Genomic DNA, 17,188 nt, shown 5'->3' with positions numbered 1-17,188 from the left:
GGAGGCCATTCGCCGGTTCATCGACTTCTGCGGTCCCGCAGTGTATGTGGTGATGTTCATGCTCTGCGGCTACCTGATCTGGAAGGCCGGCTGGAGTGCAATCGACCTCAACCTCGGTTCGGTGGAATACACCGGCTGGGACTCGGTGCCGATCATGCTCGGCGCGATCGCCCTGGTGGTCTCCTACTTCTCCGGACCGATGCTGAACTTCGGTGACTTCTCCCGGTACGCACGCACATTCGGCACTGTGAAGAAGGGCAACTTCCTCGGGCTGCCGGTGAATTTCCTCGTCTTCTCGCTGCTGGTCGTCGTCACCGCTTCACTCACCGTGCCGGTATTCGGCGAGTTGCTCACAGATCCGGTCCAGACAGTCGCCCGGATCGACAGCACGTTCGCAATCGTCCTCGGCGCATTGACATTCAGCGTCGCGACGATCGGTATCAACATCGTCGCGAACTTCATCTCCCCCGCGTTCGATTTCTCCAATGTCAGCCCGCAGCGGATCAGCTGGCGCGCCGGCGGCATGATCGCCGCGATCGGGTCGGTCCTCATCACGCCGTGGAACCTCTACAGCAATCCCGACGTCATCCACTACACCCTGGAAACACTGGGCGCCTTCATCGGTCCGCTCTTCGGGGTGCTGATCGTGCACTACTACTGGGTGCATCGTCAGAGCGTCGTGATCGATGATCTGTTCACGATGTCAACCGAGGGCAACTACTGGTACAGCAAGGGTTACAACCCGGCGGCTGTGATCGCGACCGCGATCGGTGCGGTACTCGCTGTGGTTCCGGTGCTGGTCGGCGGGCATATGTACGGCATGCACACCGCGGCGCAGTACAGCTGGTTCATCGGCTGCGGTGTGGCGGGCCTCGTGTACTACGCGCTGGCGCGCGTCGGGACCTTCACGGTCGCGATGCCGGTGGTCGCAGCGCCCGTCGCGGACCGGGTTGCCGAATCGCAAGCGGCAGTCACGGGCTAACGCGATGCGCCTGCGCGTCGTCAATCCCAACACCACCGCGGCGATGACGGCAAAGATCGAACAGTGTGCCCGGGCCGTCGCCGGTCCGGGCACGCTCGTCGAGGCGGTGCATCCCGAGATGGGCCCGCCGTCGATCGAGAGCCACTACGACGAGGCCCTCAGCGTGCCAGGGCTGTTGGCCGAGATCGCGTGGGGCGAGGAAGCCGGCGTGGACGGCTACGTCATCGCCTGCTTCGGCGATCCCGGTCTCGATGCGGCACGCGAGCTGGCCCGCGGCCCGGTGGTCGGCATCGCCGAGGCGGCCATGCACGCGGCGAGCTTCCTTGGCCGCCGGTTCGCCGTGGTGACAACTCTGGGCCGGACTAGCGGTCGGGCCTGGGACCTCGCGGAACGGTATGGCATGCAACGGTTCTGCGCGGGAGTCCATGCATGTGAGATTCCGGTCCTCGAACTGGACACCAATCCCGATGCGCGCAAAATCATCATCGAAGCCTGTCGGGAGGCACTAGCCGTCGACGATGCCGATTCGATCGTGCTTGGCTGTGCCGGAATGGCGGACCTGTGCCGAGCTATTTCGGCAGAGATCGACGCACCGGTGATCGACGGCGTCGCGGCGGCGACTCTGACGGTGGAGTCGTTGGTGCGGCTCGGGCTACGCAAGTCGGGGCGCGGGGAGTTCGCGACGCCGCCGCCGAAGGCGTACAGGGGGTTCCTGCGGGAGTTCGGGTTGTAAGCGAAGCGGATTCCGGTCAGGGCGAGCAGTGCGACATCTACACCGGGATGCCGAACTCGGTCCGAATCGAGTCGAGAAGCGAATCGACGTGCTCGGCATAGGTCGCGCAGGCGTGAGACAGCGCCTGGAACGCTGCTACTACCGGGCGCGGATCGGTGGCGCTGAACAGGGCGGGGATCGCGTAGTAGGGGCGGTTGATCGGTCCGTTATCGAATTGCTTTCTGGCCAGAGACCTTTCACCGCCGCCGTCAACTGCACTCGAAGGGCGATACACGCCACCCTTACCCTCGGCGGGAAGATCCTTCTTCCCGAGTCGGCGAAACGCGGAACCGAGCGTCTCGAATGGCACCGGCAACGGGTCACTGTCCCGGAGAGCCTCGAGCGCCGGTCGAACCCAATCGCAGTCGGCGAGTCCGGCGAACTCGAAGGCGCGGATCGCGGCAGACCTGGCCAGTTGACGTTGCGTCTGGGGATCCATGGCCACGATCGCGGCGGCTACGTCCGGGGCGCACGTGTCGAAAGCGCGCAGTCCGAGCAGTCCCTTCAGTTCGGGATGAGCATCGAAATCGATCGCCGACGTTCGTGTCTCAGGCGGGGTTGTCGGCGGGAGGGACTGAGCCGACACGGAGTCGGGAGCGGGTTCCTGGCGCGGAGTGTTCGCCGGGACGCCGAATCCGGGCATGTCCCACATCTGGGCCGGGAACGGGGCGATCCCGTCAGACGGCCACAGTCGGACCCGCCACACGTCACCCGGCCTCGTCGAACCGGGCCAGCCGTAGCTGACGAAACCTCGACCGGAAACGTCCACCGCGTACCGGCCCGGCGGTACCTCGACCTGTACAGCTTCGGCCGTGGGTGAGGACAACGACAGGATTCCGCTGTCGTCAATATCGAGGCGACCTTCGCTCACCTGTTGCCACTCTGCACGATCGGCAGGTGGGCGAGATCCCCATACCTGCACCGTCACCGGCATGTGGAAGTTGTTCTGGTGCGGGCACAGGACCAGCAGCATGGTGCCATTCCCGGCGCTCGGTTGGTCGGCCATGGCACGGTCGAGAAGGGCGAGTTCGGTGTCCGGGTCGCCGAGTCCGCCGTCGAGACAGAACTGGCCGTAGTCCATCGCCAACGTCACGGGGATTTCGCTGACCGGTTGTATGCCCTCATCCATGCAGTCATCTTGACACGACTCACAGCGGCCAGAACATTCATCGGTATATCTGTTGTGCGGCTTACGATTCCGAGATATACTCGCATGTATGTTCGAGACCCTGGCCGACACGACCAGCGACGCCGAGTTACTCGCGGCGTTGGCGGCGAACGCGCGGGCAGAGAACCGGGCCGCGTTCGCCAAAGTCGACATGGCCGGGCAGTTCTACGCGCGGTGGATGGAGCGGGTCATCCTGTGCGGTACCGATGTGATTCGCGGTGGCAACAATGGTCTCGCCGAGATCGCCGTGCGGCTCGGGGTATCCAAGACCACTGCCGAACATTTCGCCGAGCTCGGCGTAGGCCTTCAATCACGATTACCGCTGGTGCGCGCCGCGTTTGCCGAGGGCGACATCGATTATTCCAAGGCACTGCGCATCTCACATGCCACTGGCGGTTTCAGTGCCGATGTTGTCGCCCTAGTCGAGCCCGAAGCCATCGCCGCGGCACGACGTCTCGCGCCCGCCGCACTCGCAACCACGCTGGACACACTTCTCATCCGCACCGCGCCCGAAGAGTACGCCACACTTCGCGATGCCGAACATCAGATCTCGCGCCGCATCCGGACCCGCCGGCTCGGCTACTTGCACCGCGTCGAGGCCGACCTCGATCCCGCCGAAGCCGCCGCCGTCCTGCAACGCGTCCAGGAAGTCGCTGCCACAGTGTGCGAGCACGACCAGCGTGGGAAGCAGTACCGCCTCGTCGACGCCTACCTCGCGCTGATCCATGGCGAAGACGTGCTGCAGTGCACATGTGGGCGCAATACGTGCGCTGCGACCCGAACGGCGCCAAGCCGCGGAACGGCTGCTGCGGGAGACGCAGCCGCGAACGGCGGAGATAGTGACGCCCATCGCGAAGCGGGTCACTACGTCGCCGAGGGCGAGCCGGATCCGCCTGTCGGTTCCGGATTCTTGCGCCCCGCAGCACCTATCGCCCGACGTAAGCCGCTCGTCCAAATCACCGTCGATATCGCAACACTGCTCGGCCTGACTGCCGAACCTGCCTACCTGCCCGGCTTCGGACCGATCGACCCCGAGATGGCGCGAATGCTCGCGTCCGATGCCACCTGGCAAGCGATGCTCACCGAATTGCTCGACCTCGCCGGCCGGACCGTAACCAGCGCCCCGCCGACCGCTACCCGGGTGGCGAACTTCGTCGCACGCGGCACCCGCCGCCACGCCGGACTCGTACCGCCTATGTCACACCGCGAGAATCGGCCACACACTCAGCCACGAACGACCGAACCTGTCGGCGACACCGCTCTCCTCGACCACCTCACCGCGCTACTGGAGGGACAGCCCGACCTCGCCCGCGGCCAATACCCCGACGGGCACGGCGGATTCACCACTGCACCACCCGGTGCCCTGACCTATCGCCCCAGCGCCGACGTGACCGCACTGGTGCGCGCCCGCGATCGGCGTTGCCGATTTCCGTCCTGCACGGTGCCCGCCGACCGCTGTCAACTCGACCACGTCACCCCGTTCGATCACCAGCGCCCCGACAGAGGCGGATGGACGATTCCGTCGAACCTGCAGTGCCTCTGCCGTTTCCACCACCAACTGAAGACAGCGGGCCAGTGGACGGCGGCCGCCCTACCCGCTGCGGCGATGCTGTGGACGAGCAGTTACGGCACCTGCCACATCACCTTGCCCGAGGGCGGACTCAACGCGGTACCGGCAGCCACCCTCACACCGAAGGTCGGTGCCGGACCACAGACCTGGCGCCCGCCGCGACGTCGCGTCACCTACGAACCCGCACCGTTCTGAGCTACGCGCCGCTCGGCGCCGGATGCACCGTCCGCCAATGCTCGGCGATCTCTATCCGCCGCGCGATCCACACCCCATCACGTGACTGCACGTGGTCGAGGAAGCGTTCGAGCGCGGCCGTGCGGGCCGGCCGACCGACGAGTCGGCAGTGCAGTCCGACCGAGAGCATCTTCGGCGCGCCCGCCTCGCCCTCGGCATAGAGCACATCGAACGCGTCGCGCAGATGATCGAAAAAGTCTGTGCCGGTGGAGAACCCGGCGGGCGAGGAGAATTTCATATCGTTGGTGTCGAGGGTGTAGGGCACCACGAGATGATCCACCTGCCGGTCGCCGCACGGCACTCGCAGCCAGTACGGCAGATCATCGGCGTAGGAGTCCGAGTCGTAGACGAACCCACCGTGCTCGACCACCAGCTGCCGGGTCTGCGGCGAGTCTCGCCCGGTGTACCAGCCGAGCGGTGCCGCCCCGGTCAGCTCGCGCAGAATCTCCACGGCCTCGTTCATGTGCCCACGCTCGACGTGCGGGTCGATGAGCTGATACGACAGCCAGCGCAGGCCGTGGCACGCGATCTCGTGGCCGAGTTCGGTGAACGCCGCGACCGCCTCCGGATTGCGCTGCATCGCCCGGGCCACCGCGAAAATAGTCAACGGCAGACCGCGGCGCTCGAAAACCCTCAGCACCCGCCACAATCCGGCTCGCGAGCCGTACTCGTACAGCGATTCCATGCTCATGTGCCGGTTCGGAAACTTCTCTGCCGGCGTCATTTCCGACAGGAATGTTTCCGAGCCGCGGTCTTCGTCGAGGACGTTGTTCTCCGCGCCCTCCTCGTAATTCAGCACGAACTGCACCGCAATCCGCGCGTCGCCCGGCCAGTGCGGGTGCGGCGGATTCGGACCGTAACCCACCATGTCTCGGGGATAGTCGGTCACGTTGCACCCCAAGCCGTTTCGATATCGGCGCGGGCCCGGTCGGTGAGCTCACCGAAGAGTCGCAGCCGCGCCAGCCCACCGTCGGGATAGATGTCCAGCCGAACGTGGGTCACGGCCGCATCCGGGTCGATCACGAACCTGTGCCGAGTGTCGGGCTGTAATGCGGTACGCGGCAACAACTCCACCGCCGCGCCGTCCGATGTGCGGCCGGTCAGCTTGGCCTGCCCGGGGCTGTTGCCGATGAAGTACGACGTGTCGATCTCGGCGAGTTGCACGATCCCCTCGCCCGCGAGGCGCACCAGCACCCAGTCGTTGGCGTCGTCGCGGCGCCGCGCGGTCTCCCAACCGTCGCCCATCACCCGTGCAACACCGGGGAACAGCAGATTCTGCGGCGACGAGTAGAACCTGTTGGAGCAGTCCTCCACCATGCCACCGTTTTCCAGCGCCGCCAGGTCGAGCGAGCCGCGACCGAGGAAGTGTGGTTCGGGCCGGGCTTCGCCGTGCACGCGGAAGCGAGCGACACCGCCGTCGGGATACATGGTCAGCCGGATATGGGTGAAGCGCAGGCCGGAGTCGACATCGAACGGGTTGCGGGCATCGCCGTACACCTTGCTCCGCGGCACCAGCGTCACCCAATCCGCGCGGGCGGCGATCTCGCCCGCGGGTGGATACCCTCGGACGCAACAGCCTTCCACCGAGATCTCGGATGGAAAGTTGCCCTTGAACCACGCCGTGTCGACCACGACGCCATGCACCACACCGGACACGCCGAGCCGCACGATCGCCTCGTCATGGCCGGCCGCGCGGCGCCTGCGCGTCTCCCAGCCGTCGTAGATCTGGCCCTTGTGGCCGAAGGTGGCCGGTTGGTACTTCGCCGGTCCGGGCCGGATCAGATTCTCCTTCTCCGCGAACGTCTCATCGTTCGCCCAGATCACCGCGCCGCCGAGCGGGCGAAGCGCCAGATCGGGCAGCATGGTGAAGTCGGGCAGCGCAGAACGTTCGGGATTGGTCACAGTGCAGGTGTTGCCTTTCCAGTATCGGTATCCGCGGCGTCGGGAGGCCCCAGCGTGCGGTTTCGCAGTCGGCGCAGCACATCGACTCGACAGCCGGGTGCGAGCGCCAGCACATCGTCCGGCCCGAAGGCGCCACAGTCCAAGCCGCGCAGCACAACCGCCGACAATGCTTCCGCCGTGGCCGGCTCGTCTACCACCGACCCACCCCGGCGATCGAGATAGTTCTGCAGTCGCGGTGCGGCAGCGTCCAGCGCGGTACGGAAGAAGGCGAAGGTGGCCTGCCAGCGTGTCACCAGGTGGCCGGGATGCATGTCCCAGCCCTGATAGAAGCCGCGTTCCAGGGACCTGGTGACGAGCCGGAAGTGCCTGCGCAGCGCAGCGGCGACCTGCTCGTCACTGCCGACCGGCAGCACCTGTGTCGAGCCGTCGCACACCCACACGCCGGTCTGCGCGGCCGCCACCTGCAGCACGGACTTGGCGTGGTCGGCCACCGGATGGTCGAGCGCTTGATGCTGCGCGGCGATGCCGAGCGCGGCACTGTAGTCGTAAGTGCCGTAATGCAATCCGGAACATCGTCCCTCGGCGAACTGGATCGCCCGCGACACGGTGGCAACGCCGTCCGCGGCGAGAATCGCCTGCGGACTCTCGATCTGCAGCTCGAAGCGCAGCGCGGACTCCGGCAGACCGTACGCAGCCTCGATGCCCTCGCACAGCAGCACCGCGGCCCGAACCTGCTCGGCAGCACGGATTTTCGGGATCGTGAAGACGAATCCCTCGGGCAGGCCGCCCGCGCCGTGCAGGACGAGTTCCAGCGTCCGCAGCGCCCGCGACCGCTCGGCACCGGTGAGCCCCTTGATCCGAACTCCGCAGGATTGCGGCTCTCCGTTGGCGGTGGCGAACGCGGCCAGCGTCGCGCCGGCCCGGATCGCATCGTGGTCCTCGACGTCGTCCGCTCGTCGGCCGTAACCGTCCTCGAAGTCGATCCGCAGATCCTGCACGGGTTGGCGCGCCAGCACCGCCCGCACGGCGGCAACCGTCTCCGCGGAGGTGAGGTCCGCGAGCATATCGGCGTGCTGTTCCACGAGTTTGCTCGCAGCCGCACCCCACTGCCGTGGGGTCTCCGGGCCGGCCGAACCCGCACCGACGTAGACGGTGTGCACCGGCTGCGGCTGTGCGCGATCGCCCGGGTAGTGCCTGGCGAGGTCCGCGTCGACCGCCTCGAGGATCTCCTCGAACCGGGCGACTACGTCCGGCGGAATGCGGCGCGGCAGCGGCTTCGACACGCCTCCATCGTCACAGAACCGCGGCGTTCCGTCGCTTCGAAACGGCGTCGGCGAGGATATCCAGCTGTTCGGCTGTGGTGTCCCAGTCGATGCACGCGTCGGTGATCGACTGCCCGTAGGTCAACTCGTCGGCCTTGCCGAGAGTGAGGTCCTGACGACCCGCCTCGATGAAGCTCTCCAGCATCACACCGACGACCGCGCGCCCACCACCGGCAACGCGCGCGGCGACGTCGGCAACCACGACGGCCTGCTTGTTGTGGTCCTTGCTGCTGTTGCCGTGGCTGGCGTCGATCACGACCCGGCCGGGCAGACCCGCCTTGTCGAGTCGTGCAAGCGCGTCGGCGGTGGATGCGGCGTCGAAGTTCGTTCCGGCGCTGCCGCCGCGCAGGATGACGTGGCAGTCGGGGTTGCCCACGGTCCGGATCAGCGCGGCGCGGCCGTCGAGGTCGGTGCCGGGGAACACGTGGCTCGCGGCAGCGGCGCGGACACCGTCGACCGCGACCTGCACGTCACCATCGGTGCCGTTCTTGATGCCGACCGGCATCGACAGCGCGCTGGACAGCTGGCGGTGTACCTGGCTGGCGGCGGTGCGGGCACCGATCGCGCCGTAGCTGACCAGGTCGGCGATGTACTGCGGGGTGATCGGATCGAGGAACTCGCACGCGACCGGAAGCCCGAGCGAACTGACGTCGACGAGCAGCTGACGGCCGATCGCGAGACCGGTGTTGATGTCGAAGCTGCCGTCCAGGTGCGGATCGTTGATCAGGCCCTTCCAGCCGAGCGTGGTCCGCGGCTTCTCGAAGTAGACCCGCATGACGATGTGTAGCCGGTCGCCGAGATCGGCGGCCTTGGAGGCGAGGCGCTGCGCGTAGTCCATCGCGGCGGCCGGATCGTGCACCGAGCACGGGCCGACGATCACCATCAGGCGGTCGTCGCGGCCGTCGAGCACCTCGACGGTGTCGGCGCGGCCCGAGCGCACGGTGGCGATGGCGGCGTCGTCCGGGCGATGTTCGGTGCGCAGCTGCGCGGGCGAAACGAGGGGGCTGATGCTGATGGTCCGCTGATCGTCGAGATTGGCGGCGGACGTTGCCGTGGACATCTGTGCGGGGGTCATCTGTGCGGGTTCCTTTGGGTGTGGCCTTCGATGGTGGCCGGCCCGCATAAAAAAACCGAGCCGGTTGATCCGGCTCGGGGTGGTTGTGTCAGCGCGTCACAAAGCGGCGTCGCAGACCGACCCACCCAGGGCCGGCTTGCTAAACCAGAAATACGTGCGCTGCATGACGGGCACTGTAGCAGGTTGTCAGTGCAGGTGGCCGACCAGAGCGCCCTGTGCACCGAACAGGGCGGCAGTCCAGTGCTCCAACAGTGCCGTGTTGTCGGTGTCGTCGGGGTGGAAACCTGGCCGGTTGTAGGCGCGCAAGCGGCGAAGGACACGGCGGTTGCAAAACGGCGAGTGCCGCAACTCGGCAATGCTGTGTCCGAGTCGGATCGGGTTGTATGCCGCTCGGTCGCCGAGCAGCGAGGCGGCGGTAAACACGACCGCACCTGCCGTGAAGGCGATCGTGGCGTACCGCATTGCCCAGATGCGGCGGCGTTCGGTGCCGCCGGCCAATGTGTAGACGTCGAAGGCGACGGACCTGTGTTCGGACTCCTCGATGGCGTGCCACAGCAGCATCGAACGCACTTCGGTCGATCCGAGCAGCGCTTGTGCCCGGTCGTCGACGAGTAGCGTTTCGGCGAGCACGGCGGTGTAGTGCTCGAAAGCTGCCGTTATCGCCAGGCACGTGATGGCCGGCAATCTTCGCTCGTACAACGACAGAACACGACGAATCGCGCGGTCCGCGCGGCGGGTCGGGTAGCCCATCTGGTGCAGACGCTCATTCAGCGCTCGGTGCTCACGACCGTGGGTGACCTCCTGGCCGATGAATCCCTGGACCCGGGACCGCAATTCGGGATCGGTCACCTGGTCGGCGAAACGGCGGACGGAGCGGACGAAGAAGTCCTCACCTTCGGGGAAGGTCGCCGACAGGTAGGCGATGAGATGGCTCATCACCAGGTCGCCGCCCACATAGTGCCGGTCGAGCGACCCAGTGGGATAGTCGAATTGGATGCGGCGGGCGCGCACCACCTGCTTTGCGGTGCCGGGGATCGCGTTCACTGTGACTCCTTCGTGCCGGTATCCGATTGTGCGAGGGTGAGCCGGAGCATCGTTTTGAAGAGGTTCAGAACCGCTTCGGTGGGGTGCGGCTCGTAGCCGTCGATCGATCGCGACGTGGCCAACCCGTCGAGCAGCGCATAGATGACGTGCAGTCCGATTCCGTGATCGGACGGACTGTGGGCGCTTTCGTCGACCGGGAACAGTTCGACGTAAACCCGTTGGCTGGCCGCCATGAATTGCCGATCGATTTCGATGACGGCAGCCGCCAGGGCCGGATCGGTCCTCGCCGCCACCCACAACTCGTGCCACGCGGTCAGGGTGGGGCGCGAATACATCGACCACAGCAGATCGATCGCCGCGTCGAGTTTGTCCGCCGCTGCATCCAGACCCGCCATCAGGAGCCCGAATTCTTCGATACGGCGGTCGAAAGAGTGCACGACGGCGGCAGTGAGGAGATCGGCTTTCGTCGGGAAATGGTGCAGCAGCGCCCCCATCGACACTCCCGCGCGATGGGCGACCGCGGTGGTCGTCGTCCCCTTGAACCCGGCCTCAACCAGCGACTCGAACGTCGCGTCGAGCAGTAGCCGCCGCGTGGCGTCCGTTCGTTCGGCCTGAGTTCGTCGAGTTCGGGCGGGTGCCATATCGCGAGCATGCCAGATAAACCGTAAACCGTCACTGTTTCTTTTTGTTGACCTTCGAGGAACTCGATTGTGCACAACATTATTGTGAGCTATTTTCTAGTGGTGTACGCAGAACTCGCTCTCGACCGGCAGGTGTGCTTCGCCCTCCATGCCGCGGCGCGGGCGACGACTTCGGTATACCGCCCGCTGCTCGACGAGCTCGGGCTCACCTATCCGCAATATCTCGTGCTGCTTGCTTTGTGGGAGCACGACGGCCAGCAGGTCGGCGAGTTGTGCACGCGGCTGGCGCTGGACACCGGCACCGTCTCGCCATTGCTCAAGCGGCTTGCCGCGAGCGGCCTGATCGAGCGACAGCGGCTCCAGAGCGACGAGCGACGGGTCGCGATTCACCTGACCGAGGCCGGTCGCAACCTGCAGGATCGCGCCGTGCGGGTGCCGCGCTCGTTGGCGCAGGCGTCCAACCTACCTGCCGAGGAACTCGTTGCACTGCGCGAATCCCTTGTCCGGCTCACTAATTCGATCCGTGATTTCCAACAAACGAAAGAGGAACAATGAAGGTTCTCTACACCGCCGAAGCACTCGCCACCGGTGACGGCCGCAACGGCCACGGCCGCACCAGCGACGGAAAGGTCGACGTAGTGCTCGCGGCGCCACCCGAACTGGGCGGCAGCGGCGAGGGCACCAACCCCGAGCAGTTGTTCGCGATCGGCTACGCGGCGTGCTTCCACTCCGCGTTGCGACTGGTCGCCGGGCAGGCGAAGGCCGATGTCACCGACTCGGCGGTCGGCGCCCGGGTCGGGCTCGGTCCGACCGACGACGGCGGCTTCGGACTGACCGTCACTCTGGAGATTTCGTTGCCGAACGTCGGAAAGGACGAAGCGGCGGCACTGACGGACAAGGCGCATCAGGTGTGCCCGTATTCCAACGCCACCCGCGGCAACATCGACGTCGATCTCGTGATCGCCGAAGACTGAGTCGGGCTGGTTATCGCCGAAGACTGACGCCCGGCCCCTAGCCGAACGCGAAGGTCACGCCGGTGAGCTTTTCGGACAGCTCCCACAGTCCGCGGGCCACCGTCTCGTCCTTGGATGCCGACGTGGATTTCGAGGTCGTCGGATAGCCGCGCATCCCGCCAAAACCGCCGGGACCGTAGAACTCGCCGGCAACGGCATCCGGGGACGTCGCCGCGAACAGCGTGGGCAGCGCACCCATTTCGGCACTCTGCCCCAGGACCTTGTTGCCCAGCATCATCAGCGGGTCGTACCACGATTCGGTATGCGACTGCAGGTTCGTCGCCGCGTAGCCGGGATGGGCGGCGGTCGATGTCACCGTAGAACCCGACGCCTCCAGCCGCCGCTGAAGCTCACGCATGAACAGCAGGTTGGCAAGCTTCGACTGACCGTAGGCAGACCAGCGCTGGTATCGGCGGTGCTCCCAGTTCGGGTCGTCGAGATCGATCTTGCCTGCGGCGTGCGCCCCGCTGGACAGTGTGACGACGCGGTCGGCGATCTTGGGCAGCAGCAGCCCGGTCAGTGCGAAATGTCCGAGATGGTTTGTGCCGAACTGCATCTCGAAGCCATCTGCCGTCTTGCGCTGCGGCACCGCCATCACACCGGCGTTGTTGACGAGCACATCGGCCCGGTCGACGGATTCGGCGAACGCGCGCACCGAGGCGAGGTCGGCCAGGTCGAGCTTGGCCACGGACGCATTCGATCCGATCGACCGGGCGACCTCGTCGGCCTTGTCTGTGTTGCGGCACGCGAGCACGACGCTGGCGCCGGCGCGAGCGAGTTCGCGCGCCGTGACCGCACCGAGCCCGCTGTTGGCGCCGGTCACGATGAACGTCCGGCCGTCTTGCGCTGGGATGTCGCTGGCAGTCCATTTGGTCACCCGGGCGAGTCTAGTCACGGACAGCCCGGGTGCGGCCAGTCCGAATCAGATCGTGCAGGCCACCATCGCGTATCCGGCGATGTCGCACGAGCTCTGGTTGGACAACTTCCAGGTGCCGTCGACCCACGTCCAGGACAGTGGCAGGAACCGGTCGCCCATGCCGACGACCGACATCTTCAGCTGCGCATCCATCCGGTCACCGTCGACGGTGACCGGCCCGACGACCGCCCAGGAGAAGATCGGGCCTGCGGAGGCGAGCATGTTCGCGATCTGGCCAACCGTCCCCAGTCCCGCATTGCCGGATTCGAGTTCCGCGGCCCTGGCGTCCGGTGCAGAGTTCTGGTTGAGCAGCACCTGCAGCTTCCCGGTCAGCTGCTGCTCGGACAGCGGCGCGGGTGCGGCGATCGGCTCGGCGGTCGCCACGGGCGCCGGCTCGGGGGCAGGCGCGGCCACCGCGGGAGCGGGCGCAGCGGCAGGCGCTGCGGCCGGAGCCGGAGCGGGGGCCGGAGCCTTCGCGGGGGCTGGAGCGGGGGCCGGCGCAACAGGCGCCGCCGCAGCGACCGGAGCGGGAGCGGCAGCGGCGGGCAGCGCCACCACCGTCTGCGGGGCAGCCGGACCGTCGTCGACCAACATCACGCCGACCACACCGATCGTCACCACGATCGCCGAGACCACGGCGGACACGCCCGCCGATACGGCCACCGTCACCATCGAAGCCGAACCATCTCGTCCACTCATTGCATCCTCACCGATTCTCGATTTCCACCCCGGGCCACGCGTGCCGGCGATGGCGTCCCCAATGTTGATGCGCACAGCCCGGTCCACCCGGGACTGGACGCACGCTTAGTCTTAGCTTACTCAGGTAAGGCTATGCAAAGATAACCTCCGCCGGAGAGGTACAACGACACCCTCCTCGGAGGGAAATTAGGAGCAGTGTTGATGTCACGCGACCGCGGGCGAGGGTTTTTCCGTCGTCTGGCACTGGCGGCGATCGCCGCTTCGATGGCTGTCGGGCTCGTCGCCTGCAGTGGCGACAGCAGCGGTGAGCAGAGCGGATCCGGTGACGCCGTCACCATCGACCATGCCCAGGGGCAGACCACCATCGAGGGCGTGCCGGAACGCGTGGTCGCGCTCGGGAGTCAGTGGGCCGACGCCTCACAGGCGCTCGGCGTCACACCGGTCGGCTACCTCGACCTCGTTTCGATGAGCACAGGCGGTCGGGCCGCGCCGTGGGATCCCCCAGAAATGTCGCAGGCCGCGAAGATCGATCCACAGGGCGACATCGTCGAACAGGTCGCCGAACTCAACCCCGATCTGATCCTCGCGCCCGGGTTCGGTGCCGACAAAACGACTTTCGACAAGCTCTCGGCGCTCGCGCCGACGATTGCCAACCTGTCCACCGCCCAGATCGAGAAGTGGCAGGACCAGGTCAGCACGCTCGGCAAGATCTACCACAAGCCGGACGAGGCCACGCAGGTGATCAACGAGATCGAAGGCCGGATCACCGGAATCCGGGACGCCAATCCCGGCCTGGCCGGCAAGACCTTCCTCACCGCCTATCTCGCGTCGCCGACTCAGCTGATGGTGCTCGCGGATCCGAACGACGGTTCGAGCGCACTGTTCACCGAGTTGGGCATGGTGCTGCCGCAGCAACTCGTCGACGAGGCGGGGTCGATGGGCGGCCGGATCGCGCTGTCTCCCGAACGCGTCGCCGACCTCGATGCCGATCTGCTCGTCGCCACCGCAGCACCGGGGATGGAGCAGGCGTTCACATCGCTGCCCGGGTATGCGGACCTCCCGGCGGTCCGCAACGGTGGGCTCGCGTTCATCGACATCGTCACCGGCACTGGCATGAACATGCCGACGCCGCTCTCCCTGCCCTATGTGCTCGACCAGCTCGAGCCAACGCTGGTGAAGGTCGGTCGGCAACCGTGACCGCCTCGTCGGATCACGCCATCGTCGTCGAGGGACTGCAGAAGTCCTTCGGCGACCACGTCGCGTTGCGCGGTGTCGATTTCACCGTTCCGCGCGGCACGGTGCTCGGCCTGCTCGGCCCCAACGGTGCCGGCAAAACCACGACGGTGAGCATCCTTGCCACGCTGCGCAAACCCGACGCCGGTCGCGCGCTCGTCGCCGGCCACGACGTGGTCGGCGACGCTGCCGCGGTGCGCCGGTCGATCATGCTCACCGGTCAGTACGCCGCGCTCGACGAGATGCTCACCGGGCGGGAGAACCTCGAACTGTTCGGCCGGCTGCTCGGGTTGTCCCGCTCGGACGCGACCGCCCGCGCCACCGAATTGCTCGCGCAGTTCGAGCTCACCGACGACGGCGGCCGCCGGGTGGGGGCGTACTCCGGTGGCATGCGGCGACGCATCGACATCGCCTGCGGGCTGGTGGTGCGCCCCGAGGTGGTGTTCCTCGACGAGCCCACCACCGGGCTGGATCCGCGCAGCCGCCAGCAGGTCTGGTCACTGGTCTCCGAACTCAAGGCCGACGGCATCACGACCTTGCTCACCACGCAGTACCTCGAAGAAGCGGACGTGCTCAGCGACAACATCGTCGTGATCGATCACGGTGGCGTGGTAGCCGAAGGGACCGCCGCGCAACTCAAGGCACGCACCGGCGGCACCCATTGCGACGTCGTTCCCGTCGATCCGCGTCGGCTCGCCGAGGCCCATGCGTTGCTCGTCGATCTCGAGCCGACCGAACTCGTTTCCGGCTCGGACCGGTTCTCGCTGCCCGCCGCGCGCGGCGTGGCCACGCTCGGTGAGGTGATGACCCGGCTCGACGCCGCGGGAATCGAATTGGCCGACCTGGCGCTGCGCCGGCCTTCGCTCGACGACGTGTTCCTGGCACTGACCGGGCACCACAGCGAACCCGTCTCATGACCACCCTCGTGGACCGCGGTCCGGCGGCCACGAAGCTCAGCACCGGCCCGGCGTCGGCTGTGCGGCAGTGGCTTGCGCTCAGTGGACGGTCCATCGCGGGCGGGGTGCGCGACGGCGACCTGCTCTTCTCGGCCTTCACCCCGGTGGTGTTCTTCGTCTGTTTCTACGTGCCGCTGCACGAGATGTTCGAGTTCACCGGCGAGAGCTATTCGCAGTACCTACTGCCGGTCATCGTGCTGCAGTCGATGCTGTTCACCGCGATGTCCGCGGGTGAGCGCGCCGCGGGAGATGCCCTGAGCGGCATGGGCACCCGGCTGCGGGCGATGCCGGTGCCCGCACTGGTGCCGATGTTCGCCCGGATGAGCGCGAATATAACGCGCGCGGTCATCTCGCTCGCCGGTGGACTCGCGATCGGCTACGCCACCGGGTTCCGCTTCCACGGCGACGCCACGTTCGTCCTGGGATTCATCGGCATCGCCCTACTGTTCGCGCTGGCGATGGCATTCGGCGCCGACGCGCTCGGCTCGGTTGCGAAGGCGCGCGAGGCTACCGGGCAGCTGCTGCTGGTGCCGCAACTGCTGCTCACCATGGTGTCGACCGGAATCATTCCGGCCGAGGGATTTCCGGACTGGATCCAGCCGTTCGCCCGCTATCAGCCGGTATCCCAGGTGGCCGACGCGCTGCGCGGGCTCGCCAACGGAGCTGTGCCGGGCAGCACGGTCGCCTCCGCACTGGCCTGGACCGTCGGTCTGCTCGTGGCGTTCGGCGCGGTGGCGCTGCGACTTTCGACGAAGGAGCGCTGACATGGCAGTTCGCCCGGTATCGGCGGCGCGCTCGACTGTCGACGAGACCTCGATCCGCACCTTCGTCAATTCGACGCTGCTGCAGACCCGCCGGTTGCTGCGACGGTGGTCGCGCGAACCCGGCGTGCTCGTCCAGTCGCTGGTGTTCCCCACCTTCCTGCTCGTCGTCTTTCATTGGGTGCTCGGCAAAACGGTCACGTTGTTCAGTGGCCAGAACAGCCTCTACGGACAGTTGCCGCTGATCGCACTGCTCGCCGCGATGTTCGGCACCCTCACCACCGGAATCGCGTTGACCGCCGAACGCGACGACGGCCTGCTGGCCCGATTCTGGGTGCTGCCGGTGCACCGGGCCTCCGGGGTGGCCAGCCGCCTCGTCGCCGAAGCGGCCCGGACGCTGGTCAGCACGATCCTGCTGGTCCTGGTCGGCATCGCCTTGGGATTCCACTTCCAGCAAGGCTTCTGGTCAGCGATCGCGTTCGTCTTCATCCCCGTCGCGTTCACGGTCGGGTTCGCCACCATGGTGGTGGCGATCGCCGTGATCTCCTCGGGCAAGACCGTCCTGGAGCTGCTTTCGACGGTCTGCCTGCTGATGTTGTTCTTCAACACCGGTTTCGTGCCCGCCGAGCGCTATCCGAGCTGGCTGCAACCCGTTGTCGAGGCACAGCCGATGAGCCCGGCCATCGACACGATGCGCGGCCTCGCCGTCGGCGGCCCGGTGCTCACGCCGCTGCTGCAGACCCTCGCCTGGATCGTGGGATTCGTCGCGGTGTTCGGGGTGCTCGCGGTCCGCGGCTACCGTCGCGCCGCGTCGGAATAGCCGGTCCGCCCGCGCGGGCCGAGCACCCCCGCGCGGAGCACACGGTCCGAAAGTGCACCGATGACGAGCAGGGTCTGCGT

Annotated in this window: 18 protein-coding genes; 9 read left to right on the top strand and 9 right to left on the bottom strand. The window is 66.9% G+C overall.

Features of this window, described 5'->3' with window-relative positions:
- A partial coding sequence (locus OG921_RS10165; RefSeq protein WP_266112259.1) for a cytosine permease occupies positions 1-982 on the top strand: 982 nt, incomplete at its 5' end.
- Between the two features lie 4 nt (positions 983-986).
- Complete coding sequence (locus OG921_RS10160; RefSeq protein ID WP_266112258.1) at positions 987-1,715, top strand: aspartate/glutamate racemase family protein; 729 nt, start codon at positions 987-989, stop codon at positions 1,713-1,715.
- A gap of 37 nt (positions 1,716-1,752) precedes the next feature.
- Here OG921_RS10160 and OG921_RS10155 read toward each other — a convergent pair whose 3' ends face one another.
- The gene (locus OG921_RS10155; protein ID WP_266112257.1) at positions 1,753-2,883 is read right to left on the bottom strand and encodes a hypothetical protein; all 1,131 of its coding nucleotides are present in this window, start codon (positions 2,881-2,883) and stop codon (positions 1,753-1,755) included.
- A gap of 88 nt (positions 2,884-2,971) precedes the next feature.
- Here OG921_RS10155 and OG921_RS10150 point away from each other — a divergent pair, with 88 nt between their 5' ends.
- Complete coding sequence (locus OG921_RS10150) at positions 2,972-4,687, top strand: HNH endonuclease signature motif containing protein (RefSeq protein WP_266112256.1); 1,716 nt, start codon at positions 2,972-2,974, stop codon at positions 4,685-4,687.
- Between the two features lies 1 nt (position 4,688).
- On the opposite strand, the gene puuE is transcribed toward OG921_RS10150, so the two are convergent.
- From puuE to OG921_RS10120, 6 genes are all read right to left on the bottom strand, one after another.
- Positions 4,689-5,594, bottom strand: a complete 906-nt coding sequence (puuE, locus tag OG921_RS10145) for an allantoinase PuuE (RefSeq protein ID WP_266112306.1) — start codon at positions 5,592-5,594, stop codon at positions 4,689-4,691.
- A 17-nt stretch (positions 5,595-5,611) separates the two neighbouring features.
- Positions 5,612-6,589, bottom strand: a complete 978-nt coding sequence (gene alc / locus OG921_RS10140; RefSeq protein ID WP_266112305.1) for an allantoicase — start codon at positions 6,587-6,589, stop codon at positions 5,612-5,614.
- 35 nt (positions 6,590-6,624) lie between these two features.
- Positions 6,625-7,911 carry an aldolase/citrate lyase family protein gene (locus OG921_RS10135; RefSeq protein WP_266112255.1) on the bottom strand — a complete coding sequence of 429 codons (1,287 nt, stop codon included), beginning with the start codon at positions 7,909-7,911 and terminating at the stop codon, positions 6,625-6,627.
- Between the two features lie 10 nt (positions 7,912-7,921).
- Positions 7,922-9,025, bottom strand: a complete 1,104-nt coding sequence (locus OG921_RS10130; protein ID WP_266112254.1) for a 3-deoxy-7-phosphoheptulonate synthase — start codon at positions 9,023-9,025, stop codon at positions 7,922-7,924.
- Between the two features lie 186 nt (positions 9,026-9,211).
- A complete protein-coding gene (locus OG921_RS10125; RefSeq protein ID WP_266112253.1) occupies positions 9,212-10,069 on the bottom strand; it encodes a metal-dependent hydrolase in 858 nt (285 codons plus the stop codon).
- Positions 10,066-10,710 carry a TetR/AcrR family transcriptional regulator gene (locus OG921_RS10120; protein ID WP_266112252.1) on the bottom strand — a complete coding sequence of 215 codons (645 nt, stop codon included), beginning with the start codon at positions 10,708-10,710 and terminating at the stop codon, positions 10,066-10,068. Before OG921_RS10120 ends, OG921_RS10125 begins: the two co-directional genes overlap by 4 nt.
- 102 nt (positions 10,711-10,812) lie before the next feature.
- On the opposite strand from OG921_RS10120, the gene OG921_RS10115 reads away from it, so the two are divergent.
- Positions 10,813-11,265, top strand: a complete 453-nt coding sequence (locus tag OG921_RS10115; protein ID WP_266112304.1) for a MarR family winged helix-turn-helix transcriptional regulator — start codon at positions 10,813-10,815, stop codon at positions 11,263-11,265.
- Positions 11,262-11,684, top strand: a complete 423-nt coding sequence (locus OG921_RS10110) for an organic hydroperoxide resistance protein (protein ID WP_266112251.1) — start codon at positions 11,262-11,264, stop codon at positions 11,682-11,684. The genes OG921_RS10115 and OG921_RS10110 overlap by 4 nt, the downstream gene beginning before the upstream one ends.
- Positions 11,685-11,721: 37 nt before the next feature.
- Here the strand turns inward: OG921_RS10110 and OG921_RS10105 are convergent, their stop codons facing one another.
- Positions 11,722-12,600: an oxidoreductase gene (locus OG921_RS10105; protein WP_266112250.1), complete on the bottom strand. Its 879-nt coding sequence runs from the start codon at positions 12,598-12,600 to the stop codon at positions 11,722-11,724.
- Positions 12,601-12,645: 45 nt separating this feature from the next.
- Positions 12,646-13,338: a hypothetical protein gene (locus tag OG921_RS10100; RefSeq protein ID WP_266112249.1), complete on the bottom strand. Its 693-nt coding sequence runs from the start codon at positions 13,336-13,338 to the stop codon at positions 12,646-12,648.
- 201 nt (positions 13,339-13,539) lie between these two features.
- Here OG921_RS10100 and OG921_RS10095 point away from each other — a divergent pair, with 201 nt between their 5' ends.
- The 4 genes from OG921_RS10095 to OG921_RS10080 are packed head-to-tail and all read left to right on the top strand — an operon-like array spanning position 13,540 to position 17,108.
- Positions 13,540-14,535, top strand: a complete 996-nt coding sequence (locus OG921_RS10095; protein WP_266112248.1) for an ABC transporter substrate-binding protein — start codon at positions 13,540-13,542, stop codon at positions 14,533-14,535.
- Entirely contained in the window at positions 14,532-15,488 is a 957-nt protein-coding gene (locus OG921_RS10090; protein ID WP_266112247.1) for an ATP-binding cassette domain-containing protein, read from the top strand. Before OG921_RS10095 ends, OG921_RS10090 begins: the two co-directional genes overlap by 4 nt.
- Positions 15,485-16,291: an ABC transporter permease gene (locus OG921_RS10085; RefSeq protein WP_266112246.1), complete on the top strand. Its 807-nt coding sequence runs from the start codon at positions 15,485-15,487 to the stop codon at positions 16,289-16,291. The genes OG921_RS10090 and OG921_RS10085 overlap by 4 nt, the downstream gene beginning before the upstream one ends.
- A 1-nt stretch (position 16,292) precedes the next feature.
- The gene (locus tag OG921_RS10080; protein ID WP_266112245.1) at positions 16,293-17,108 is read left to right on the top strand and encodes an ABC transporter permease; all 816 of its coding nucleotides are present in this window, start codon (positions 16,293-16,295) and stop codon (positions 17,106-17,108) included.
- Positions 17,109-17,188: the final 80 nt, after the last annotated feature.

This window comes from Aldersonia sp. NBC_00410 (assembly GCF_026342035.1).
In the GTDB taxonomy this organism is placed as follows: domain Bacteria; phylum Actinomycetota; class Actinomycetes; order Mycobacteriales; family Mycobacteriaceae; genus Aldersonia.
This window is presented reverse-complemented; position numbering and strand designations above follow the sequence as displayed.